General features: G+C 44.5%; 26 protein-coding genes and 1 pseudogene. 7 read left to right on the top strand and 20 right to left on the bottom strand.

Annotated features, from left to right (window positions below):
• Positions 1–8: 8 nt before the first annotated feature.
• From CVV77_RS17180 to CVV77_RS17085, 20 genes and pseudogenes are all read right to left on the bottom strand, one after another.
• Positions 9–899: a carbohydrate ABC transporter permease gene (locus tag CVV77_RS17180; RefSeq protein ID WP_100276016.1), complete on the bottom strand. Its 891-nt coding sequence runs from the start codon at positions 897–899 to the stop codon at positions 9–11.
• 3 nt (positions 900–902) lie between these two features.
• Positions 903–1,832, bottom strand: coding sequence for a carbohydrate ABC transporter permease (locus CVV77_RS17175; RefSeq protein WP_019257719.1), 930 nt, complete (start codon positions 1,830–1,832; stop codon positions 903–905).
• On the bottom strand, positions 1,829–3,112 hold the full coding sequence (locus CVV77_RS17170) for an ABC transporter substrate-binding protein (RefSeq protein WP_100276015.1): 1,284 nt from the start codon (positions 3,110–3,112) through the stop codon (positions 1,829–1,831). Before CVV77_RS17170 ends, CVV77_RS17175 begins: the two co-directional genes overlap by 4 nt.
• Before the next feature lie 104 nt (positions 3,113–3,216).
• The gene (locus CVV77_RS17165) at positions 3,217–4,323 is read right to left on the bottom strand and encodes a response regulator transcription factor (RefSeq protein ID WP_100276014.1); all 1,107 of its coding nucleotides are present in this window, start codon (positions 4,321–4,323) and stop codon (positions 3,217–3,219) included.
• Positions 4,323–6,056 carry a cache domain-containing sensor histidine kinase gene (locus tag CVV77_RS17160; protein WP_100276013.1) on the bottom strand — a complete coding sequence of 578 codons (1,734 nt, stop codon included), beginning with the start codon at positions 6,054–6,056 and terminating at the stop codon, positions 4,323–4,325. Before CVV77_RS17160 ends, CVV77_RS17165 begins: the two co-directional genes overlap by 1 nt.
• Positions 6,053–6,682, bottom strand: coding sequence for a YesL family protein (locus CVV77_RS17155; protein ID WP_100276117.1), 630 nt, complete (start codon positions 6,680–6,682; stop codon positions 6,053–6,055). Before CVV77_RS17155 ends, CVV77_RS17160 begins: the two co-directional genes overlap by 4 nt.
• 118 nt (positions 6,683–6,800) lie before the next feature.
• Positions 6,801–7,072 (bottom strand): annotated as a pseudogene (locus CVV77_RS17150) (YesK-like family protein); the annotation flags it as partial.
• 52 nt (positions 7,073–7,124) lie between these two features.
• A complete protein-coding gene (locus CVV77_RS17145; RefSeq protein WP_100276012.1) occupies positions 7,125–7,667 on the bottom strand; it encodes a GNAT family N-acetyltransferase in 543 nt (180 codons plus the stop codon).
• A 122-nt stretch (positions 7,668–7,789) separates the two neighbouring features.
• Positions 7,790–8,359 carry a spore coat protein CotJC gene (gene cotJC, locus CVV77_RS17140; RefSeq protein ID WP_003240039.1) on the bottom strand — a complete coding sequence of 190 codons (570 nt, stop codon included), beginning with the start codon at positions 8,357–8,359 and terminating at the stop codon, positions 7,790–7,792.
• A 14-nt stretch (positions 8,360–8,373) separates the two neighbouring features.
• Entirely contained in the window at positions 8,374–8,637 is a 264-nt protein-coding gene (gene cotJB / locus CVV77_RS17135; protein WP_003240040.1) for a spore coat protein CotJB, read from the bottom strand.
• Positions 8,621–8,869 carry a spore coat-associated protein CotJA gene (gene cotJA, locus CVV77_RS17130; RefSeq protein WP_003240042.1) on the bottom strand — a complete coding sequence of 83 codons (249 nt, stop codon included), beginning with the start codon at positions 8,867–8,869 and terminating at the stop codon, positions 8,621–8,623. Before cotJA ends, cotJB begins: the two co-directional genes overlap by 17 nt.
• Positions 8,870–9,022: 153 nt before the next feature.
• Positions 9,023–9,871: an NmrA family NAD(P)-binding protein gene (locus tag CVV77_RS17125; RefSeq protein WP_100276116.1), complete on the bottom strand. Its 849-nt coding sequence runs from the start codon at positions 9,869–9,871 to the stop codon at positions 9,023–9,025.
• Positions 9,868–10,311, bottom strand: a complete 444-nt coding sequence (locus tag CVV77_RS17120; RefSeq protein WP_100276115.1) for a nuclear transport factor 2 family protein — start codon at positions 10,309–10,311, stop codon at positions 9,868–9,870. Before CVV77_RS17120 ends, CVV77_RS17125 begins: the two co-directional genes overlap by 4 nt.
• A 77-nt stretch (positions 10,312–10,388) precedes the next feature.
• Complete coding sequence (locus tag CVV77_RS17115) at positions 10,389–10,973, bottom strand: TetR/AcrR family transcriptional regulator (RefSeq protein ID WP_100276011.1); 585 nt, start codon at positions 10,971–10,973, stop codon at positions 10,389–10,391.
• 107 nt (positions 10,974–11,080) lie between these two features.
• Complete coding sequence (locus tag CVV77_RS17110; RefSeq protein ID WP_100276114.1) at positions 11,081–11,452, bottom strand: spore coat protein; 372 nt, start codon at positions 11,450–11,452, stop codon at positions 11,081–11,083.
• Positions 11,453–11,576: 124 nt separating this feature from the next.
• On the bottom strand, positions 11,577–12,296 hold the full coding sequence (locus CVV77_RS17105; protein WP_041520879.1) for a YebC/PmpR family DNA-binding transcriptional regulator: 720 nt from the start codon (positions 12,294–12,296) through the stop codon (positions 11,577–11,579).
• Positions 12,297–12,455: 159 nt separating this feature from the next.
• On the bottom strand, positions 12,456–12,632 hold the full coding sequence (phrH, locus tag CVV77_RS17100) for a phosphatase RapH inhibitor PhrH (RefSeq protein WP_100276010.1): 177 nt from the start codon (positions 12,630–12,632) through the stop codon (positions 12,456–12,458).
• On the bottom strand, positions 12,622–13,764 hold the full coding sequence (rapH, locus tag CVV77_RS17095) for a response regulator aspartate phosphatase RapH (RefSeq protein WP_100276009.1): 1,143 nt from the start codon (positions 13,762–13,764) through the stop codon (positions 12,622–12,624). Before rapH ends, phrH begins: the two co-directional genes overlap by 11 nt.
• Before the next feature lie 163 nt (positions 13,765–13,927).
• Entirely contained in the window at positions 13,928–14,782 is an 855-nt protein-coding gene (locus CVV77_RS17090; protein WP_100276008.1) for a hypothetical protein, read from the bottom strand.
• Positions 14,783–14,929: 147 nt separating this feature from the next.
• Positions 14,930–15,946 carry a hypothetical protein gene (locus CVV77_RS17085; RefSeq protein WP_100276007.1) on the bottom strand — a complete coding sequence of 339 codons (1,017 nt, stop codon included), beginning with the start codon at positions 15,944–15,946 and terminating at the stop codon, positions 14,930–14,932.
• A 210-nt stretch (positions 15,947–16,156) separates the two neighbouring features.
• Between CVV77_RS17085 and CVV77_RS17080 the strand changes: the two genes are divergently transcribed.
• The 7 genes from CVV77_RS17080 (at position 16,157) to CVV77_RS17055 (ending at position 21,507) form a co-directional block, all read left to right on the top strand.
• On the top strand, positions 16,157–18,166 hold the full coding sequence (locus CVV77_RS17080; protein WP_100276006.1) for a T7SS effector LXG polymorphic toxin: 2,010 nt from the start codon (positions 16,157–16,159) through the stop codon (positions 18,164–18,166).
• A gap of 4 nt (positions 18,167–18,170) precedes the next feature.
• Entirely contained in the window at positions 18,171–18,656 is a 486-nt protein-coding gene (gene yezG, locus CVV77_RS17075) for an LXG family T7SS effector immunity protein YezG (protein ID WP_100276005.1), read from the top strand.
• A gap of 13 nt (positions 18,657–18,669) precedes the next feature.
• A complete protein-coding gene (locus CVV77_RS17070; protein WP_100276004.1) occupies positions 18,670–19,125 on the top strand; it encodes an antitoxin YezG family protein in 456 nt (151 codons plus the stop codon).
• 333 nt (positions 19,126–19,458) lie between these two features.
• A complete protein-coding gene (locus CVV77_RS22210) occupies positions 19,459–19,647 on the top strand; it encodes a CDI toxin immunity protein (RefSeq protein WP_250622098.1) in 189 nt (62 codons plus the stop codon).
• A gap of 50 nt (positions 19,648–19,697) precedes the next feature.
• Positions 19,698–20,003, top strand: a complete 306-nt coding sequence (locus CVV77_RS17065) for a hypothetical protein (RefSeq protein WP_100276113.1) — start codon at positions 19,698–19,700, stop codon at positions 20,001–20,003.
• 189 nt (positions 20,004–20,192) lie between these two features.
• The gene (locus CVV77_RS17060; RefSeq protein WP_100276003.1) at positions 20,193–21,320 is read left to right on the top strand and encodes a Rap family tetratricopeptide repeat protein; all 1,128 of its coding nucleotides are present in this window, start codon (positions 20,193–20,195) and stop codon (positions 21,318–21,320) included.
• Positions 21,310–21,507 carry a hypothetical protein gene (locus CVV77_RS17055; RefSeq protein ID WP_100276002.1) on the top strand — a complete coding sequence of 66 codons (198 nt, stop codon included), beginning with the start codon at positions 21,310–21,312 and terminating at the stop codon, positions 21,505–21,507. Before CVV77_RS17060 ends, CVV77_RS17055 begins: the two co-directional genes overlap by 11 nt.
• The last annotated feature ends 202 nt before the right edge of the window (positions 21,508–21,709 follow it).

Raw genomic sequence — 21,709 nt, 5'->3', positions numbered from 1 at the left:
ACTCCTTTTTATTTTAATCCGGTCGTACTGATCCCCTGAACGATATATTTCTGAAACAAAAAGAATACGAGAATCACAGGCAATAGCGAGACAGCCGACATCGCAAACATCGCGCCCCAGTTCGAAGCCGATTCTGTATCGAGGAAAAGCTTCAGCGCAAGTGAAACAGGATAAAGCTCCGGCTTATTCAAATACAGGAGCGGCTGAATCAGCTCCTCCCACTTCCAATAGAAGGAGAAAATCGCTGACGTGGCAAGCGCCGGGGCAATCAGCGGCAGAATGATCCGCCAAAAGCAGGCAAAGCGCCCGCATCCGTCGATTCGCGCGGCTTCATCCAGCTCCTCGGGAATCGTCCGGATAAACTGGATCATCAGAAAGATAAAAAACGCATGCCCGAAAAATTGCGGAACGACAATCGGTTTAAAAGAATTCAGCCAGTCTAATTTCGCAAACAAAATATACTGCGGAATCATCAGCACTTCATGCGGCAGCATTAACGTCCCCATCATGCATGCGAACCAAAATTTTTTTCCCTTAAACGGAATACGGGCAAATCCATACGCAATGACAGCCGATGACAAGACGGCACCGATTGTTGACATCCCGACAATAATCGCCGAGTTTTTAATAAAGGTCAGAAACGGCTGCCCCGCAATCCCCTTCCAGCCTTCAACATAGTTACTGAGAATAAAAGGATCGGGAATGAGAGAATGAGAGGTTGTAAAAATACTGGCGCTTTCTTTAAACGAGCTGACAAACAGCCAAATGACCGGGTACAGCAATAACACCGCCAGCGATGCCGTAAAAACATGGAACAGTATGCGTTTGGGCCTGACACGCCCGGCTTTTTTTCTCTCAAAAACCGGGGCTTCTCTGACAGGCTGGTTGACCGGCTCCATCCGTCATTCCTCCTTTGACTCGTAATGAACCCAATATGACGATGTTTTAAACAAAATCAGCGTAATCAGCCCGACAATGATAAGCATGACCCACGCCATCGCCGATGCGTAGCCCATTTGAAAATAGTTAAACGCCCGCTGGAACAAATAGAGCGAATATAAAAGCGTCCCGTCAAGCGGCCCGCCCTCGCCCTTTGAGATGATATAGGCAGGTGTAAACGTCATAAAAGCAGAAATCGTCTGCATCACCAGATTGAAGAAAATAATCGGCGTAAGAATCGGAAGCGTGATCTTAAAGAAACGCTGCACCCGATTGGCCCCGTCCACGCTGGCTGCTTCCAAATACGAAGACGGAATGTTTTTCAGCCCGGCCAGAAAAATCAGCATTGATGACCCGAACTGCCAGACAGACAGCAGAATCAATGTCCACAGCGCACTTGTCGGGTCCTGATACCAAAGAATTTTTTGATCAATCCCGACGAAAAACAGCAGTGCATTAATGACCCCGTCATTGCCAAAAATATTGCGCCACATAATCGCCACGGCCACGCTCCCGCCGATGATGGAAGGCAGATAAAAAAGCGTTCTGTACATGGCCGTTCCTTTTGATGCATTGTTTAAAATGACAGCGATAAAAAGCGCGAAGCCGAGGCGGAGCGGAACCCCGGCAAGCACATACGTAAACGTCACCTTCAGCGACTGCCAATACTTTTCGTCACCCGTAAACATATCCTTGTAGTTGTCGAGCCCGATCCACTTCGGCGCCGTAAACAAGTCATAGCTTGTGAAGGACAGAAACAGGGACGCCCCCATCGGAATCACCGTAAAACAAAGGAACCCGATAATGAACGGAGAAATAAAAGCATATCCCGCCAGATTGTCTTTTCTCATGCTCCGGCTTTTTTTCATTGCGTCAGCCCCATTTCCCGTCAATTATTTCTCTCTAATATCTCATTGGCCTGTTTCCGGAACGTTTTGGCGGCTTTTTCCGGCGATACCTTCTGATACAGAATCTGATCAGACGTATCCTTCAGCAGCTTGATGACCTCCGCGCTTCCCACAGGCTCCGGCGGATCGGCTTTACTGATGTTTTTTGATGCTGTTTCTACATATTCCACGATGTTGGCTTCTTTCTCATTCAGCTTCGGTTTAATCGCATCCGCTACCTTGTCGGATACCGGTACACCCCGCTCGCCTTTGATCAGCATGTTTGCCTCTTTATTGTTGACGAAGAAGTCGATAAACTTTGCGGCCTCTTTTTTATGCTCAGAGCTTTTCGGAATCGAAAACAGCATACTCGGCTTCAGCGTCAGCGCCTTTTCCTTCATTTGCTCCGGCGGCAGATAAAGAGACAGCGGCGAGTCTGTCAGCCGGGCAAATCCCAAATATTGATTGGAGTAGTTCCACGTAATCGCTGATTTGCCTTTGACGATAAAGTCGTCCTCCATCCCTTTAATCTGTGCGCTTTCATCAGGTGTTGGGGATGTTTTTGCTTTCACCAGCCTCAGCTGCCGTTCAAAATAATCGACGAACAGCTGATCATCCTGATACGCGAGGCCTGTGCCGTCTTCTTTATAAAAACGCTCACCCTTCGTGCGCAAATAATAAGGGAAGAAAATATCAGGCGGATGCATTCCGTTAGAGCCGTAGACGCCGGCTTTTTCCTGAAGATCATACGCCAGCTTCTCGTAATCCTCCCACTTCCAGTTTTCCTGATTGATGGACACACCGGCTTTCTTCAGCAAATCATCATTCGCAATGACAGACAGCACGTTGACGCCTAGCGTAAATCCGTAGAGCTTATTGTCAATTTTTCCGCCCGACAGCATATTCTCCTCGATTGAACTGACATCAATCGTTCCATCCTTTGTATACGGCGTTAAATCTTCCAGCTGGTTCTTCTTTCCGTATTGTGCCAAATAAGCAGTATCCATTTGAATGACATCGGGAAGCTGGCCGGCAGCAGACATCGGCGCAAGCTTTTTCCAGTAGTCATCCCAGTTCGCAAATTCCGCATCAATATGGACGTGCGGATTCTTTTTCTCATATAGTTCAATCACCTTCGTTGTATAATCATGCCTTGGCTGCCCGCCCCACCATGCGATTCTGAGCGTAATGTCTTCTTTTTTCCCCGATGCCTCTTCGCCCGAAGAACATCCGCTGAAAAAAAAGACGCAGACAAGCGATAACAGCACGAAACAAGCCTTCTTCAAACCAATCCCCTCCTTTTATGTAAGTGCTTACATTTCATTTTAAAGCGTTCATATGGGGCGAAACACTCAAAAAACAGTGACGAAAGTAAAAAAAACAGAGATGGCTATCCTGCGGAAGCGCCTCCCTGTTTTCTTCTGAATTCTGACGGTGTCAGACCGGTATATTTTTTAAAGACGAGACTGAAATACTTCGGATTATCGCCAAACCCGATTTCTTCCGCGATCTCTGATACACTCACGTCCCGCCTTATTTTCATCTGTTTCATCGCATGCTCAAGACGCACTCGTGTTACGTATTGGGAAAATTTCTCGCCTGTTTCCTGCTTAAATAATTTCCCGAGATAATCAGGATTCATAAACAGCATATCCTTCGCCGCCCACTTCAAGGAGAGATTCGGATTTCCAAGCTCGTCGGCAACAAGCCTGATCATTTTCGATATCACTGCGCTCCCGTGCAGGTCACCAGACGCTTCGGCTGTGTCACGAAACAGCTGCCCCGCGTTCCGAAGTTCTCCCGCCTGGCTGATGGCGATCTGGCGGTTCGCGAAAACGTCCGCCGCCTTGTCAGCGGCGTTCACATCCACGGCGAGCACGGTCCATTCTCCGCTGCTGCAAACCGCTGTCAGCGCCGAACCGAATGCCTCTCTGGCCATGGCATCAACAGATTGTTCCTCTTTTAAAATCAGGAGGCGGACCTTTTTTTCGGCAAGTGAAGGCGGCGGAGACAGCTGGGCTACGCCGGCGATCAAACCCTCCAAGTATTGATCGGCAGCAAAGGAACGGATATGATCGAGCTCATGTTTCAGATGGGCAGTTTTCTTTTTCCGCACCTCATGCTGCTTCAGCTCAGCAATGATTTCCTCCAGCGAGCTGATAATTTGCTGTTCATTGCAGGGCTTCAGCAAATAATGCTTCACCCCGTATTTCATGGCTTCCTTCGCATACTCAAACTCTCCAAACCCGGACAGGACGATAAATTGAACCGACGGACTCACGGCTGACACCTTTTTGATCAGCTCAAGCCCGTCCATGCCGGGCATTTTGATATCTGTGATGACGATATGCGGCTGCTTATGTAAGATCTTTTCATACGCTTCAATCCCGTTCAGCGCTTTGCCGATTAACGAAGCGCCAAGCGCCTCCCACTCAATGATTCCTGCCATTCCGTCAAGAATAATCCTCTCATCATCAGCTAGCAATATCTTATACATCACGCCACCTCATTTTGGCACGGTATTGTGATCACAATCCTCGTTCCCTTTTCTTGCTCACTTTGAATGTGCAAATCATACGGCTCTCCGAATGTCAGCCGGATGCGTTCACGGATATTCCAGAGTCCGATTCCTCTTCCGCCCGATGTTTCGAGAATCCGCTCATCCATGCCGGGGCCGTTATCTTCGACCGTAATACAGACACAATTCTTCGTCTTTTTTGCCTGAAGGCGGATGGCGCACGGCCTTGTGATGGGCTCAAGCGCGTATTGAATCGCATTTTCCGCCAGCGGCTGGAGCGTCAGTTTTGGAATGAGGCAATGCTTCACCTCATCGTCGATATCCAAAGTGAAGTTCAGGCGCTCTTCAAATCGAAACCGCTGAATGGTCATATAGTGAAGAACGATGTCCGCCTCCTCCTGAATGGTCACTGTATCTTTCTTCATATGTATGCTGTTACGCAGAAGAAAACCGAGCGATTCCACCATTTTTGAGATTTGCTTTTGCTGATTCGCCTTTGCCAGCCAATTGATGGACTCGAGCGTGTTATATAAAAAATGGGGGTTAATCTGGGCTTGCAGTGCTTTCAATTCGGTTTCTTTAATGATGAGCTGCTTCTCCACATTTTCTTCCATAAGCTCATTAATCCGTTTCATCATGACCGTAAAATGGCGGTTCAGCATGCCGGCCTCATCCTGTGTATGTTCCGGCAGAGATAGAGATACACCCGCCTCAATGCCGCCGTGCTGCACCGTTTTCATCGCGGACACAAGCTGCTCGATCGGCTCCGTAATGCTGTTGGCGATTTTCCGTCCGAAAAGCAAAACCACACAGAAAAACAGAAGAAAACAAGTGCCGATCACCGTTTTCATAAAGGAAATTTTTGCGAACATCTGATCAAAGGGGATGACATTATAGTAGCTCCAATTTTGATAGGATGATTGAAGAAAAGAAATAAAGTAACGTTTGCCATTCTTTTTTATCAAGTCATAACCGGGATGCTTTAGCGTCTCTTTTGCCGCCCCAGGCGCAAGCACCGAACCATGTGCCGAATACACCAAATTCCCGCTTTGGTCGGCGATCATCATGTCTCCAACCGAATCGCCCCAATCCTTCGGCAAATCACGAATCATCTGTTTCACATTGACTTGGATCAGCACCATACCCAAGCCATTCAAACTCAGCTGGTGATAAGATCTGATTTGCCGCGCTGAAATCAGGACAGGATCTGAACCGCCGAGCGTCATCCAAAGATTTCTGCCATTTTTCGCTTTGGCTCGTTTAAACACCTCTTCCTGCTGCTGCTCCAAAAAATCTGAAGAACTGCTTCCGGCTGAATACTCTGAGCCGCGGGCATCGATCAAATGAATGGAATCGATGTACTTTTCATCGCTGGCATATTCCGCCAGCTGATCCCACAGCTCCTGCTTCATTTGATACTGATCGTACGTATCATCACGATTTTGCATGCTCAGGATGCGCTGAATCTGTTCGTCCGTAATGATTTCATATGACACATCCTCTATCTTCTTCAGCTCGTCTTCGATTCTTTCAGAAGACATCCGCAGCACCTCCGAGGATTTGCGGTAAATCTGCTCATCATACACATGAAAGGCGTATTGCACCCCGCTGTATACAAACAGAAAGGACACGGCCATAATCAGTGAAAGGAACACAAATAGCTTATCCTTAATCTTCATCCGCCTGTACCAGCCAGCAACTCTTTTTTTCATGCCGCCTTTTCTTTCTCCTGCCGCTGATCCATTGACCGAAACGCTTTAAAGGATAGCTTTGTTAAAATCAGGCTAAGTAAACTCCCGCTAAAAAACAGCAAAAATGTGACATGAAACACCACAAGAAACAACACACCGACAGCTCCCGCCGCCATGAGGAGCGTCACCGCCGGACGGCTGAAGGCAATCAAAAAGCTGATGCTCAGCACCTCTCTGATTTTCACATCAAAATGAGAAAACACCGGGAACACATACAGCACAACAAACGCGAAAATCAGGCTGATGCTCAGGAACACATTGACAAGCACAGGCTGATTCATTTGAGCCGCAATCCGCATATCCGCAAACAGAAACAGGCCGGCTGTCACAACAATAAGCCCGAGGATTTGCGCTGCCCGCCACTCCTTTTTAAACGCCCGAAAAAAGACTGAAAAGACCGGGGCATCCGTGTTCCCCTTCGCCCATTCTCTCGCCACTGAAAACATCGCGGCAGTAGCGGGCATCAATCCAAACACAACCAAACCTGCAAGAGAAAACAAAATCCAAAGCACATTCAAATAGGCTAATCTCATCACCCACGTACAAAAACGATTCAGCCCATTCGTCACACTGTGTATCATCAATATCACCTTCCCGCTATAGAAAACGCTTTCATTTTAAAGTAATATGTATTTCTCCTTCCGAAAGAAAATTCCTGCCGCCCTGTGAAAAATTCGACATCATGAGAGCAGCAGCCGCCCTTATTTTTTCCTGTATATGCCGGATGACCTTTTCGATCAAATATCCGGCAACGGCCCCGCAAATGACATGAAATCCAAGCACTCCGAGCGCAGCCCCCTCCCAGCCGCGTACAAAAACGAGGCTGTACCAGATCGCAAACACGCCAAGGACAACCAGCCCGGCCAACATCCATTCCGGCAACCTTTGTCAGGAAGCTTCATCCGTACAAAAAACGAGACGCCAGTGAACAGACAAGCCGTCACAATCCCTGTCACAAATAAAATTGGCCACAGCATCGCCTGCCCTCCCTTTTAGAAAACGACAAAAAAAGCCTCCTGCAAAGGACGCTTATTCTGCCGTAATCTCTTTCTCAAATAAATGATATCCGGATGGATCAGCACCCATAAATTCATATCCCATACGCCGATAAAAGGAGTGCAAGGCATCGTTATCAGCAACGCAGTCAAGCCGGATCCGTGTTTTTCCCGGAAAGTTAACACCTGTTTCAGCCCAATGAAGAACACGCGCGCCAAGCCCCTGCCCTGCAAATCGTCGGCTTACTGCGAGGCGATGCAAATAAATGGACTCCTCGTGCCCATCATCTCCCCAAAGCGTCCTATCCCACTCGCTCGGTTCCGGCAGCAGCATCACGACAGCGGCAAGCTCTTCGTCTTTTTTAAACACAAACACATGTCCATTTTCAATGGAACCCGTGATATCATGTGTATCTTGCCCTTCCAACAGTCCGCTCCATTGGTTAGAGCCCCGATCCCGAAGCCATTCAGCAGTTCGAACGAGCAATCCAGTAATCGATTCCGCATCCTCATACACGGCCGGACACGCGTAAAATCCATCTGCAATCGTTTTACTCTTAATCTTAAAAGATGACATAAAGGCCTCCCAATCAAAAAGTAAGCTTGCACACACCTTGATTATAATGCAGACCCAACAGCAAAAACAGACATTTTCTCTGTATGTAAAAGGGGTGCATGAAAGAGAGGCCCATCTGCCTATTAGAAAAACTTCTTTTTATCCCGTTCTTCTTTTAAAATCTCAACCGCTTCTCTGAAGCGCATAGAATGCACGATTTCACGTTCACGCAAAAAACGCAGGGAATCGTTCAAATCAGGATCATCCGATATATCGATCAGCCATTGATACGTCGCCCGCGCTTTTTCTTCTGCCGCAATGTCTTCGTATAAATCGGCAATCGGGTCGCCCTTCGCCTGGATATAGCTCGCTGTAAACGGCACGCCCGCCGCATTGTGGTAAAAAAGCGCGCCATCATGATTGGCGTAGTGATCGCCGAGCCCGGCTTCACGCAGCTGCTCCGGCGTGGCATCTTTCGTCAGCTTATAAACCATGGTCGCAATCATTTCCAAATGGGCAAATTCCTCCGTGCCGATATCCGTTAAAAGGCCGATGACCTTATCAGGAATCGTATACCGCTGGTTCAAATACCGGAGAGCCGCGGCCAGCTCGCCGTCCGCTCCGCCATACTGCTCAATCAAATATTTCGCCAGCGTCGGATTGCACGTGCTGACCTTGACAGGGTATTGCAGCTTCTTTTCATACACCCACATTCAGGCATTCCTCCTTATACTTGCCACGGCCAAGGCCCTTTTCCCCAATCCCAATCCTCGCCCGCGGGGCTGTTTCCGAACTGCAGAAGCGGTCCGTAAGAGGATTCGAACTGTCTTTTTAAGTGCCTTGAATAACCGGAGTATTGATTGAATTGCTTCAGCGCGTCTTCATCATGAGGATGTGTATTTAAATAAAGGCTCAGCTCAACGAGCACAAAATCAGCAGCCTGGATTTGCTCAAGCTGACGGTAATATTCGGCATCAATCTTTTTTGCCATGTACGTCTCCCCCTCGATAAGGGTTTTCATAAAAATCATAGAGATCCTTCCAAAGGGTGCCTTTCCTTAAAGCCTCCATTGGCGAGAACTGCTCCATATGCTCAGGCTGAAAGGTCATATAAAGATTAGGCGGCGTTCTGTAATATTTCTTCCCTATGGGCGGACAGGGATCAAAACGGCTGTGAAAGGGCGTGTATGTTTTGATAGGCGTAAACGGCTGCATATCCTTCATTCCGGCTCCTCCTTTCTCAAAAACAATGACCTTAATAGGTATGAGGCAGGAGGCATGATTATGACTGAAACACGACTTAGCTTTTTCAATCTCTAATAAGAAGACCTTCGGCAAAGCCGAAGGTCTTTTCAGACTGATCAGTCCAAAATAAGATCAGCGTTTCCAGTATGCAGCATGAGCAGCCGCAAACTCAGTCAGCGAACGGGGTTCTTTTCCCGTCACACGCTTCACTGTATCCGTTACCCGATGTTCCGCACCATGGCGAATCGCTTCATCCAGACCCGCCATAAAACGGGCATAATCCGCCGGCAAACCTGCTGCCTCCATCCTATTCTGCAGCTCGGAACGAGAAATGCCGACGTGCTCCACCCGGCGTCCCGCCGCAGCTCCGATGATCTCCGCCGCTTCGGCATAGCTCAGCGCCTCGGGTCCTGTCAGAATATGATGTGTTTGATGAGGAACATCATCTATCAAAGCACGCACGGCCGTCTCTGCGATGTCATCAGCGTCGATGAACCCTAGCTTTCCCTCACCCGAAGCCGTGATGATGTGCCCCTCAGTTTGAATAGGCATTCGTTGCTGGACATTGATGAAGTTTTGCATAAAGTATGAAGGCCGCAGCACCGTCCATTCAGGGAAATCGCGCACTGCCCGATGAAGCGCACCAAACACAGGGCCATTCTCAGGGACAACCGACGCACTGAGCATTACCACTCGCTCCGCACCGAGCCGCTTTGCCTCCTTTAGGAACGGGAGCACATAAGGAGCCGGGTCAAATACACCGACCGGGGCAACAAGATAGATCTGTTTCACCTGTTCCAAAGCAGGTGTAAAACTGGAGGCGTCCTCCCAGTCAAAATACACATACTCAGCATCAGAAAGCGTGCCCTTTTTCCGGCTTGCAATACGCACTCTGTACCCGAGCTCTATTAAACGGCTGGCGATTCGGCTCCCGGTTGTGCCGGTCCCGCCCGTGATTAAGATCGGCTGCTGTTTCATTATTTTCCACTCTCCTCTGTTTGCAAAAATGATCCTCCAAACGCCTCTTTTACGACGAGCGGATTCCAATAATCCTTATAGCGCACAATGCGGCCGTCCCTCGTTTCGATGACACTGATATAGCTTTGGCGATAAGGCAGCCCAGTCTCAATCACATGGCCGTCACATTGAAACTCCGCGATGATCGTATTCGTATCTGCTGAGCGGTACACTGTCGGAGCCGTAAACGAAGAAAGATGAATCTGATCAGGATAATCTTTAATATAATTGTAAATGGCCGCCTTTCCTTCTATTCTTTTTGGTGACCCCTCTGGCGCATAAGGAAACTCAAATACGGCATTCTCATCCCAAAGCTCCGTCCAGCTCTTCATGTCCTTCTCAAGCATATAGGCCATAAACTTTCTCAATGTGTCACATGCCTTTTCAAATTCACTCATTAACATTCATCATCACCTCATTTTTATTTTAGACCATTCAGTCCAAAAAGTGCATACATGGGCAAAGAATCCTTTACCACATGTTAATCAAGCACCGATAAACTTACGTCAACATGGTCCTGAAGCCGGTCCATATCAGCCGTCACTTTGGCGACAAACGTCAGAGACAGCCTGCTCTGATTCAAATACCGGGCAAGCGCCGCTATATCATTGTCTTCGCCAGTCAATTCTCCTTGATCCTTCGCTCTTAACAGCGCCTGATAAAAAGCATCCTCAAGCTGCTTCGACTGTCCCTCAAAATACCGGGCAAGCTCAGGATCATGCGGGATCTGTTCAATCGCACTGTTAATGATGAAACACGCCTTCGCCCGTTCCGGATCTTTAAGAACATTGACGCCTTCTTGAAAAATTTCACGAATGGCTTCCTTTACAGATCCAGGCGCCTCAAGCCTTTCCATAACGGCAGCATTTTTCCCCTCAAGATACGTTTTCACAGCTGACAGAAACAAATCACGCTTCGTGCCATACGTATCATACAAACTTTGGCGCGCAATGCCTAAATGAGAGAGCAGCTCCTGAAGAGAGGTGCCTTCGTAGCCGTACTCTCCGAAAACCTCTATCGCCCTGTGAAGAACAAGCGCCGTATCAAATTCTTTATTCCTCCCCAAAATGCTATCACCTCCTGAAACAAATGTTACCAGTTTCCAGACTGAACAGTCAAGAAAAAGATAAAAAACACTCTTGAACTGCAAGAGTGCCTCTTTTTCCATCATCTTTATTTATAGCCGTCTTGTCCCCAGTGGCCCATATGGTGGTGGTGATGGTGGCCGTAATTACCGTCATGATGATGGTGGCGATGATTATCTTTTCCATCATGATGATGGTGATAATAGTGGTGATGCCCATCGTTCTCATGGTGCATGCCGTAGCTCGGATCACTTACAGTTCCCGGATAGCCAGCATAGCCGCCGCTTGGATAACCGCCGTAGCCCCTGTGTGCGCCATAGCCCGGATATCCGCTGGCCCCTCCATGCATGCCGCCGTATCCTGGGTAGCCTGCATCTTGCATACCATATCCCTGATGGCCAATACCACAGCCCGGATAACCAAAACCGGGTCCGCCATACATATGTCTAATATCAGTCATATTCATCCACTCTCGCCTTCGCATAGGTTACAGTCCAGAGTATGAGAAGATCTTATAGATCGTATGGGCGGCCGCCTAAACCAGCTAAAAAGAAAAAAGCAGACCATGACAGTCTGCTCACTTCTTATTCACCTAAATCAACGTTATGATACACCTGCTGAACATCTTCCAAATCCTCTAATGCATCAATCAACTTTTCAAACTGTTCCTTCGCATCATCCGGAAGCGTCACTTCACTTTGCGCAAGCATGGTCAGCTCCGCTACTGTAAATTCCTCAACGCCCGCGTTTTTAAACGCCTCCTGCACCGCATGGAATTGATCCGGCTCAGCATATACGATCACGCTGTCATCCTCTTCTAAAATGTCACGGACATCGACATCCGCCTCCATCAGGATTTCAAGCGCTTCGTCAGCTGTTTTGCCATCTACACCGATAACAGCCGTCGCATCAAACATGTAAGCAACAGATCCACTCACACCCATGTTTCCGCCGTTTTTCCCGAACGCCGCACGCACTTCCGGCGCCGTACGATTTACATTATTCGTCAGCGCATCAACGATAATCATTGATCCGTTCGGCCCGAAGCCCTCATAACGAAGCTCATCGAAATTCTCTTCCGCTCCGCCCTTCGCCTTCTCGATCGCACGTTCAATAATATTTTTCGGCACGCTGTAAGTCTTCGCGCGCTCAAGCACAACCTTCAGCGCCTGGTTGGATTCCGGATCAGGCTCGCCCTGCTTCGCCGCCACGTAAATCTCACGGCCAAACTTCGCATAAATCCGACTTGTATTCGCGTCTTTAGACGCCTTCTTCTCTTTAATATTGTTCCACTTACGGCCCATGATGCTCCACTCTCTTTCATATATATCAATCTGTATATTGTTATTCACTTTATCCATTATACCTCAAATGGTTTGGTTGTTTCGAGTGTCTTGCGTTAGAAATAGAAGGAATGCCGCGGTGTGGAGAATCGAACGTCTTCCGTAAAGCAAGAAAAAGCCCTAGCTAAGGGCTTTCTTCTTCTGATCCATGAGCTTGTAAGGGGAATGATCGATATACGTCGTGTTTCGATCTGTTGATTCCTTAAAGCCGCCGGACTTTGTCAAGAAAGGAAACGAAATGCTTCCGAAAACTAGAGTAACAGCCAGACACATCAACACTTTTTTCTTAATAAGCATATAAACACTCTCCTTTTTGAATATCTTCTTGCGCTTTCAGCACTTTCCGATAAAACGCAGCAGCGTGCTCAAAATGACAGCGGCTTTCAAAAACAGCGGCAGCGCTGCGGGCACATGCTTCAATGTAAGCGTGCAGATTCTTTTTTTCAAAATAGGCTAACATCTCAAGGATTCTGGTCTCATCAACACTCTCTTTGTAGACGGCCTGCAAGAACATATACAATTCTTTATAAAATTTGTGAGAACCCGCATTTGGATATGTTCTAATATGGCCTAATCCTTCCTCTATGAACTGAAACGCCTTCTGTGTTTGGCCTGTTTTACATAATGTCCAGCTTAATCCAAACAAGACGTTCGGAAGCAAATCAGGGACCGTTTCTCTGCTTACCTTCGCTGCTTTTTGGAAGTGTTCTATAGCCATCTGATCGTCTCCTGATCTGTCATAGCTGTTCGCGATGTTCAACAAAGAAATGGCGATAAACCGGTCGTTTTGAATGTCCATGGCCAATTCCAGCGCCGCTTCTAAATGCGGCAGCGCTTTACCATATTGTTTGAAATCATCATAGTTGCCGGCGATCACAAACAAGCTTTGTATGGTTCTAATGCTGTATAGGGGATGGTTTTGATAAATGTCTAAGGCTTGAAGAATATGATGCATCGACACATGGGTTTGCTTCATATGGTAATACGCTTCTGCCACTTTAAAATGGAATTCCGCTTTCTCGATTTCATCTGACACAAACGGCAATTCTTTCTCCGCCTCGCGATAAAACCCGATTGCTTCCACATATTCTTTTTGATCAAATTCATACATGCCGCGGAAAAACAAAGAGTAGTATTTCAAAAGGCCTGTGAGTTTTTTCTGAGGAGTTTCAATCGTTTCCAAAAGCTCTGTCACTGTAGGGCGATTCCCGTATGTTTGTCCCGGCTCCAAATAATCCAGCATCAGCTGGTGCCGAAAACACATCAGAGAATAATAGATCAGCAAATCCTGATCCTCTTCCATCTGCTGAATGTCCTGCTCCACCTCCGCTTTCAGAACCTCAGCATCCGGAACACTGAATTGACGAATCATCTTGTACCATTCATTAATCTTAACACCGACACGCGAAGACGGTATGGCTTGACTCAACGGCTTCCCTCCTTCTCTGTGAGATATGTCATATTCTATCAATCCCATATTTTGAAAACAATATAGGAGGAAGAAATTGTTTTTTCATCCTGTCAATTTGTTTTTCCCCGCAAAAAAAAGACCCTTTATGCAAGGGTCCATGCTTATTTCATATACGTATTCACTAGATCGTAACAGCGCTGATTCTTCGTTTTACTTGTTCTATAAAAGCAAACACGTCTTCAGCAGGCATCAGGTTTTCCAGCAATTGAATGACATTCTCTTTCCCCACAATTAACTCCTGATCTTTTAACGTCACGGGCGTTTCCTTAAACACATGCCAAGGATAAAATAACCTGAGAAAAGGATCTGAAAAATAAATCCCTTTGTCTGTTAATGTGATGCCATCTGTTTGCTTCACGGGAAAAGTACTCCAGAAGGAGATCATCTCCTGATCCTTAGGAATGTGCAGCCGTTTTCTCAATCGCACCTCTCTCTTTTCAGAAATCTCGTTACCGACAAGTAGCCCATTGGTCAAACCGAACATCTTGTCATGGCTGTTCTGAAACAAAGTACTGATTTCCTTCAATTCACTGGCAGAAACAGATACATGATCTCTCCAGGCTTCTGTAAGCAAATCCGAGCCATTTTCACTGAGAAATTGCTGAATCATCCTCAACAGCTCTGCCAACAGATCCGCAGGATATGAACTGAAGCCGACATCAAAAACCTCTTCTCCCTCAAACCAAATCTCATAATCATCCGTCGATTTAATCGATTGGATATCAGTGAATGCTTCCCAGGTCACACATCCCTCTTGTTCTCCAAATCTCTTCCAGTACAGTCCCTTACTCGTAAACATAACAAAGCTTTTCGCTTTATTTCCCATGGAACAATTCAATAAGGCCGTCACCGTTTCTTTCTCCGATAACGGGAATAGCTCACACGCATATGTCAAAAGCTCCTCAGGAACAAACCCGGTAAAGAACTTATCTTTTTGATACATTGAACACAAATCACTCAAATATGAACCACCCATCGCTTCATCGTCCTCCTTTTGCTTCATATACGAGTACTTTGAATAAAAGTTTCACAGAATTTCGACACCGTTATCAGCAAAGATCAATTCTTGAACAAAAAAGAAAAAGACGCTAAGAGCAATGATGAGCTTTCAGAATCTATAGCTTTAATCAATTACAACAAAATCCTGAACCTTCACCTGTTCCTCAGGCAAATCAAACTGATAAAGCTTCTTCTTAGAACGAATATCAAACACACCCACATATCCGCCAATGCCCTTTTTATGCTCTTCCTGGGCAACAATATACAGTTGATTCCCCTTAAACTTTGCCTCCATATAAGGGAATTTCAAGCCGTATGTGTGAAAAGAAAAATCCTTCCCATATTCCAGCAAGTTCGCTTCACCCTCTTTGTCTTCGTACGTAACGTAAAAACTGCCGCTTTCTTTGTCATAGTACACGGTATCAGCGTATTCAAGCTCATCAGGATACGGAATATATGTCGTCTTCCATGTTCCTTTTTCAATCACAGTCAATTCATGCTCCGAGCTCGCGACAATAAATTCCTCCGATTCTGCGAATTGATCAGCGTATGAGGCTAAACTCAGGGTCTCAATCATTTCCTCTGTTTTTCTATCAATCACGTAAATAGCCATGCTTTGAATGATATAAATAAAGTTCTCATCACTGGCCCCCATCGTGACAAGCGAAGGCAAGGTAAGGCTATATTCCTTTTTCGTATTTCTGTCGTTTATGTGGATCTCATTCCCCGTCGTATCAACATTATAGGCCTTAACCGAGACATCCTTCCCCTCATACCAAAACGCAAATGGATCTAAAAGCGGGTGCTCTTTGATCGCATCCTTCTCCAGGGTGTAGTAAAAAGGTTCGTGTTCCGCCAATAAGACAAGGTCTGTTGATGCGTAAGATTTCGTTTGAATATAAGGCACATCCGCCACCTTGAATGTACGCCTGTTAAATTTTTCGCCTGTTGAGGTTGAAAGCAGTGTGCTTTCTTTTATGAAAGGATTGGAGTAAATAAAAAAGATGCGGTCTTCTTCAGGGTGGATGGCGGAAGATTGGACAGGAATACTATCTTTATTGCGTAACTGAACATACAGAACAAACAATATGATGCATACCATTAACCCTAATAAACCAAATGTAAACCGTTTTTTCTTCATCAAAATGCTCCTTAAAAAACAATATAGAATACAAACTTCCAAAAAACGTGTAGTGACAATACATTTCGACCATGTTTCCGCCAATCCCTCCACGAATAAAGACACATGCCAAATGACTCATTTTTCCACCAAAACACGTTCTCACCCCCACCCTTATCCCGCACCGTGGTAAAATTTTGATATTGAGCGAACAAAAGAAGGGAAATGGTCATGAAAGTATTTGAAGCGAAAACACTGCTTTCTGAAGCGACAGACCGTGCAAAAGAGTACAAAGAACTAAGAACGCAAATGGTAAATTTGAGAAAAGCGTTAAAAAGCGTCGCTGATCTCAGTGACAGTGAATTCTCAGGAAAAGGCGCCAGCAATATCAAAGCCTTCTACCACGACCACGTCGGCGTCACCGACCAATGGATCGACTATATTGACATGAAAATCGCATTTTTCAACAGCATCGCCGGAGCCGCCGAGGACAAAGGCCTCTCAGACTCATACATCGAAGAGTCCTTCCTGGAGCACGAACTGGCAAATGCCCATAAAAAATCGAAGTCCATCATGTCCGAACAGAAAAAAGCGATGAAAGACATCCTGCACGATATCAACGCCATCCTCCCGCTCGACCTGTTTTCAACAGAAACCTTCAAAGACGAGCTGGCCGATGCCAACGACAAACGCAAAAAAACACTGGAAAAATTGGACGCCTTGGACGAAGACCTGAAGACAGAATACGCCCTGTCAGAACCAAACGAACAATTCATCAAGTCCGACTTCCAAAAGCTCCAAGAAGCAACAGGCAAAGGCAAAAACGCCACACCCATCCACTACAACGCCAAGGCGTACCGTGAGAGTGACATACATAAGAAAAAAGGCGACATTGAAAAGCGGACGGATGCTTACTTAAAGATTAAGAAAGAGGAAGCGAAGGAACGTGAGATTGAAAAACTGAAAGAAAGACTGAAAAACTACGATTATGCGGATGCCGATGAATTTTACTCAATGGCAAAAACGATCGGCTATGAAAATCTGACAGCAGAACAACAGAGATACTTCACCCAAATTGAAAACACGCGTGAGCTTGAAGCAGGCTTCAAAGGGGTTGCCGTCGGCCTTTATGATTCCGGGAAAGACGCGGTCGTAGGCCTGTGGGATATGGTCACAGATCCGGGCGGAACCGTTGAAGCGATTACAGGAGCGGTGGCTCACCCGATCAAAACGTATGAAGCCATTTCAGCGGCAATCGAAGAATCATACGAAAAAGACATGGTGAATGGTGACACCTACTCAAGAGCAAGATGGGTCTCATATGCAGTGGGCACTGTTGTCACATCAGTTGTCGGCACAAAAGGTGTTGGCGCCGTCTCTAAAACAGGCACAGCTGCTAAAGTGACGACCAAAGTCAAAACAGCAGCAAGCAAATCAGTAAAAGCTCAAAAAGCCATCACGGTCTCAAAACAAACCGTTGATCACATCAAACAAAAAATAAACACAGGCATAGAAGTATCAAAAAAACACGTCAAAACCAAATTAAATCAAATCGGAGATCTCACACTTGCGGATATTCTCCCCTATCATCCCCGTCACGATTTAGTGCCGGCAGGCGTTCCTTACAACGCAGTCAACGGTGTCACACTTAAAGAGGGACTGCAAAAATTCGCCAAGGTCATCCTTCCGAAACCATACGGAACGTCATCAAGCGGAAGACGAACTCCAGCGCCAGTTGTACCGCCGGTAACCGTCAAATACGGCGAACATTACGCAAGATGGAGCAGAAAGAAAGTGCTGAAGCCAAATGTCGTTTATAAAACAAAAGAAGGCTACACGTACACGACTGACAACTATGGTAGAATTACAAGTGTCAAAGCAGACTTGCAGCTAGGAGAAGCAAAACGAAACCAATATGCACAGTCGAATGCTGGAAAGCCCCAAGACCGAAAGCCTGACGATGACGGAGGCCATTTAATTGCCACCCAATTCAAAGGCTCAGGCCAGTTTGACAATATCGTGCCGATGAATTCTCAGATTAATAGGAGCGGCGGCCGGTGGTATGAAATGGAGCAAGAATGGGCAAAGGCTCTTAAAGAAGAACCACCGCAAAAAGTTAACGTTAATATAAAAGCCATATATAAAGGTGATTCACTAAGACCAGACAAATTCATCGTTAAGTACAGAATTGGAGATGCTGATTTCGAAAAAGTAACATTAAAGAATCAATCCGGAGGTTGAGATCATGGAAACACCAAAAATGGGTGACTTATATCAAAGAATAGCAAATCAGATAAATGAAATCATTCCCTCTGAATGGGAAAACGTATATCTTTACGCTGAAATATTAGCCGACTCTTCGGAAGTGTATTTTTATTTTAATATACCGGGCGAGAATGAATTCTTATACTCACATAACATTCCAGAATATTTTAATGTAAGCGAAGATATTTATGATGATTTATTAATCGAACTTCAAGAATCATTCGAAGAATTACGAGAAGAATACAAGGAAAATAATCCAGAAACTTGGACGAACTTGACTTTGAAACTAGATAGGACAGGCCAGTTTTCTATAGATTATAATTATGAAGATGTAATTGCTTCAGAGCTAAATGGATCTCAAAGAAAGGCTGTTTGGGTGTATAAAAATCTAGGTTTAATGCCAAAAAGGAAAACGGTAAGAGACTTTTTAGAGGATTATATCAAGACTAACGAAGGAAAAATTTAAATTAATTTCTAATATGGGACAGTTATATCAACAAATAGCAGAACAACTTAATGAAATGATTCCATCTGAATGGACAAAAATCGTTCTTTATGCGGAAATATTAGATGATTCATCAGAAGTTTACTTTTTCTTCAATACACCGCAAAGTGAAGAATATATCTATTCTCATGATATACCGAAACAATTCGATGTTAGTAAAAAAATATATGTGAGTTTATTAATTGAACTTCAAGAATTATTCGAGGAGTTAAGAGAAGAATTTAAAGCAAACAACCAAGATACTTGGACCAATTTAACGCTTAAACTAGAGAATACCGGTAAATTCTCAATAGACTATGATTACACCGATGTCATCGCCTCAGACTTAAACGGAACACAACGGCAAGTGGTATGGGAATATAAGAATTTAGGTATCTTGCCTGAAGATAAGAAAGACAAAGATTTTGTTATAAACTACTTCAGTCTATAAATCAAAATTGGCTCAGCTCTTTACTGCTGGGCTATTTTTATTTCAGATTGGCTTGGCTTTTATGGAAACCGAAAAAGGCCTATTATATAAAAAGTCAGCCGAACGATTTAATAATTTGACTACTTCTGAATGGAATAAGGCTGGCCTATACGCTGAAATTTTAGATGAGTATAGACTTTTCTTTAGTACAGAAAAAAGAAGAAAACCAATCATCCCCACGAATCATCATATTTATGATAATTTTTTTATTGCACTTCAAAATTAATTTGACGAACTGTGAAAACACCTTCATATCATTACTTAAACATCATAACAAATAACGAGGTGGAGATTTTGGACTTATTTGAAGAATGCATCAAAGCTCTTAAAGATCCTAAAGTAATTTTATCAGATGAGCTAACCGAACAAGACTTTGAGACACCAAACAACAAATTCCCGATAACCAGTTGGGCTAGAATTGAATGGGACAAAGTGCCTCAAAAAGAAAGTATAGAAACCTATGAGATCTATATAATTGGTTAAAGTCTCAAAGGATTGTAGATACAACCATTAATCTTCTAAGGAACAACATTTTGACAGTAAGAAGAGAATTAATAAAACAAATTAATTTAACAATCACAGCAATAAAAACAAACAATCAAAAGAATCCAACTCCAATGGTAAAAAACATATTAAAAGGATACGAAGAGGCAAATGAATTTATCCTTCAATCATTGGATGAACAATTCGAAGAAGACCTCTCTAAAGTTAGAAATAAACTAGACACTCTGACAAGAGCATACCTAGAATCAGCTAGTGACTACATGAATCCAATGCTCAGAGAAATACATAAAACTGAAAAGCTGTTAAAAAAGTATGATGAAACTGGTAAGTCATAATCACCGCAATCTAAAATTCAAAAATTGAGATTGCACTAACCCACACAAAACCAAATATAACGCAAAACACCCAAACTCCCTTTTGCGGACTGCACCGAAAATTTATTTTGCGGTCTCTCAACCCCTTTCTATTAAATTTCAGTATTGATAAAATTTACATAATTAGTGAGAAGAGGAAGGGTGAGCAGTTTGGGCACAATTTCGTCTCCGCACGTTGGGATGAAAATTAATGAGTGGAACCGGCATATTCAAAAGTTTAATGTGACAGATGCTGAAATGCTGAAAGCTGAGATCGAACGGGACATTGACATCATGGAAGAAGACCAAGACCTCTTGATTTACTATCAGCTCATTACATTTCGTCATCAGCTTATGATTGACTATGTGATTCCATCTGAAGGAAACCAAATGGAGTTATCAGAATATTCAAATAGAATTGAAGGCAGCAACAGGAAGATGGAGAAACTCGTTGAATACTACTATTACTTTTTTCAAGGGATGTATGAATTCAAAGAGGGCAATTTCTTAAGTGCCATTACATTCTATCAAAAAGCGGAAAACACAATTCCCTATATTTCAGATGAAATTGAGCGGGCGGAATTTTATTTTAAAATGGCTGAAGTGTTTTATCATATGAAACAAACCCACGTATCCATGCACTATTCTTCTCAGGCGTATAACATCTATAAAACGCACGACCTTTACTCAGTCCGCCGCATACAATGCCATTTTGTAATCGCAGGAAACTACGACGATTTAGAAAGTCATGAAAAGGCGCTCCCCCACCTCGAACAGGCACTAAAAGGTGCACGGCTGCTTGAAAGCAAAAACAAGCGGATTTACGGCCAAGCTTTATTCAATATTGGAAATTGTTATCTTAAAATGGGTGAATTGACGAAAGCAGCAAAATACATGGAGAAATCGATACTCCAATTTAAAAAATCAAATTTCAACAACTTGACACAAGCTTACCACGATTTAGCCTTAATTTATTTTCTTCAACATAAACAAGAACAGGCAATGGATTGTTTCAGAAAAGGCGTACGCTTCGCATGTAAATTCGACGATGGCCTATTTAAAATTATGTTTGAAGGATTACAGGCGCTGTTTATCAAAAAAGGCGAAGCGTCCATTTTATTAAATGTTTTCAACAAATTAGAGACATCCCAAGGATATCCTTATATGGAAGAGTTGGCATTATTAGCCGCAAAGTTTTATACTGAAATTGGGCAGATGGATGATTCTGTTATCTGTTTCAAAAAGATGGTTCATGCCCGCAAACAAATTCAGAGAGGGGATTGTTTGTATGAAATTTAAACTGACTTTGTGCGCTGTAATTGCTTTGATCGGTGTAAGCTTTATCAGTTCTTCCTTAGGAAATGAAGTAAATGTGGCATCCAGAAACATGACAAGCAAAGCTGCAAACGATTCAACGAACTCCCTAGCAGACAAAGCCATCTTTGACAAGGAAATAACGATTGCAGAAAACGGAACGCTTGGGTAAGGACAAGACGCAGCTTAGGCTGCGTCTCTTTTTTTGAAGAAATAGGTGACAAGGTGATAAAATGCTGTGTTCAAACTCTATATGCAGACCAAACAAAAGCCTTAAAAAACAAGATAGGTGGAAGTAATGTATAACCAATTAAGAGAAATTGTAAACCTCTTAGAAAAAATAAATAGCTACGGTCAAACAAATATACTTTCTG

Origin of the sequence: Bacillus sp. SN1, from assembly GCF_002796895.1 — a bacterium.
In the GTDB taxonomy this organism is placed as follows: Bacteria; Bacillota; Bacilli; order Bacillales; family Bacillaceae; genus Bacillus; species Bacillus inaquosorum.
The sequence above is the reverse complement of the archived record's forward strand: the minus strand, read 5'-3'. Positions and strand labels throughout refer to the sequence as shown.

Excerpts from the sequence above, each read along its gene's own strand:
- CVV77_RS17180 (WP_100276016.1), bottom strand. The coding sequence starts at position 899 with ATGGAGCCGGTCAACCAGCCTGTCAGAGAAGCCCCGGTTTTTGAGAGA.
- CVV77_RS17165 (WP_100276014.1), bottom strand. The coding sequence starts at position 4,323 with ATGTATAAGATATTGCTAGCTGATGATGAGAGGATTATTCTTGACGGA.
- CVV77_RS17160 (WP_100276013.1), bottom strand. The coding sequence starts at position 6,056 with ATGAAAAAAAGAGTTGCTGGCTGGTACAGGCGGATGAAGATTAAGGAT.
- CVV77_RS17145 (WP_100276012.1), bottom strand. The coding sequence starts at position 7,667 with ATGTCATCTTTTAAGATTAAGAGTAAAACGATTGCAGATGGATTTTAC.
- cotJC (WP_003240039.1), bottom strand. The coding sequence starts at position 8,359 with ATGTGGGTGTATGAAAAGAAGCTGCAATACCCTGTCAAGGTCAGCACG.
- cotJB (WP_003240040.1), bottom strand. The coding sequence starts at position 8,637 with ATGGCAAAAAAGATTGATGCCGAATATTACCGTCAGCTTGAGCAAATC.
- cotJA (WP_003240042.1), bottom strand. The coding sequence starts at position 8,869 with ATGAAGGATATGCAGCCGTTTACGCCTATCAAAACATACACGCCCTTT.
- CVV77_RS17120 (WP_100276115.1), bottom strand. The coding sequence starts at position 10,311 with ATGTTAATGAGTGAATTTGAAAAGGCATGTGACACATTGAGAAAGTTT.
- CVV77_RS17110 (WP_100276114.1), bottom strand. The coding sequence starts at position 11,452 with ATGACTGATATTAGACATATGTATGGCGGACCCGGTTTTGGTTATCCG.
- CVV77_RS17105 (WP_041520879.1), bottom strand. The coding sequence starts at position 12,296 with ATGGGCCGTAAGTGGAACAATATTAAAGAGAAGAAGGCGTCTAAAGAC.
- phrH (WP_100276010.1), bottom strand. The coding sequence starts at position 12,632 with ATGCTTATTAAGAAAAAAGTGTTGATGTGTCTGGCTGTTACTCTAGTT.
- CVV77_RS17090 (WP_100276008.1), bottom strand. The coding sequence starts at position 14,782 with ATGGGTGGTTCATATTTGAGTGATTTGTGTTCAATGTATCAAAAAGAT.
- CVV77_RS17085 (WP_100276007.1), bottom strand. The coding sequence starts at position 15,946 with ATGAAGAAAAAACGGTTTACATTTGGTTTATTAGGGTTAATGGTATGC.
- CVV77_RS17080 (WP_100276006.1), top strand. The coding sequence starts at position 16,157 with ATGAAAGTATTTGAAGCGAAAACACTGCTTTCTGAAGCGACAGACCGT.
- yezG (WP_100276005.1), top strand. The coding sequence starts at position 18,171 with ATGGAAACACCAAAAATGGGTGACTTATATCAAAGAATAGCAAATCAG.
- CVV77_RS17070 (WP_100276004.1), top strand. The coding sequence starts at position 18,670 with ATGGGACAGTTATATCAACAAATAGCAGAACAACTTAATGAAATGATT.
- CVV77_RS17055 (WP_100276002.1), top strand. The coding sequence starts at position 21,310 with ATGAAATTTAAACTGACTTTGTGCGCTGTAATTGCTTTGATCGGTGTA.